Genomic DNA, 412 nt, shown 5'->3' with positions numbered 1-412 from the left:
ATTCGAACCCCCGCGCGACTCTCGCCGCCTGTCGGTTTTCAAGACCGATCCCTTCAGCCGAACTTGGGTATACCTCCATGAAGGAAAAAATAAAAATTTTATTATTATATGTATCTAAACCATTTAAAAAGAAAATGGAGGAGGTAGAGGGATTCGAACCCCCGCGCGATTCTCACCGCCTGTCGGTTTTCAAGACCGATCCCTTCAGCCGAACTTGGGTATACCTCCGAGACATATAATAAATAAAGTGGAGCCTAGCGGGATCGAACCGCTGACCTCCTGCGTGCAAGGCAGGCGCTCTCCCAGCTGAGCTAAGGCCCCATGTTTTTGGGAATATCGGGAAGACAGGATTTGAACCTGCGACCCCCTGGTCCCAAACCAGGTGCTCTACCAAGCTGAGCCACTTCCCGTT

3 tRNA genes are annotated in these 412 nt (G+C 50.7%); all 3 read right to left on the bottom strand.

Features of this window, described 5'->3' with window-relative positions:
- Positions 1-135: 135 nt before the first annotated feature.
- A tRNA-Ser gene (locus tag JDS99_RS31065) sits at positions 136-228 on the bottom strand.
- Positions 229-248: 20 nt separating this feature from the next.
- A tRNA-Ala gene (locus JDS99_RS31060) sits at positions 249-321 on the bottom strand.
- Between the two features lie 15 nt (positions 322-336).
- Positions 337-410 (bottom strand) — tRNA-Pro (locus JDS99_RS31055).
- Positions 411-412 lie beyond the last annotated feature (2 nt).

The sequence above is a fragment of the Bacillus cereus group sp. N6 genome (assembly GCF_016483705.1).
GTDB classification, from domain to species: domain Bacteria; phylum Bacillota; class Bacilli; order Bacillales; family Bacillaceae_G; genus Bacillus_A; species Bacillus_A wiedmannii.
This window is presented reverse-complemented; position numbering and strand designations above follow the sequence as displayed.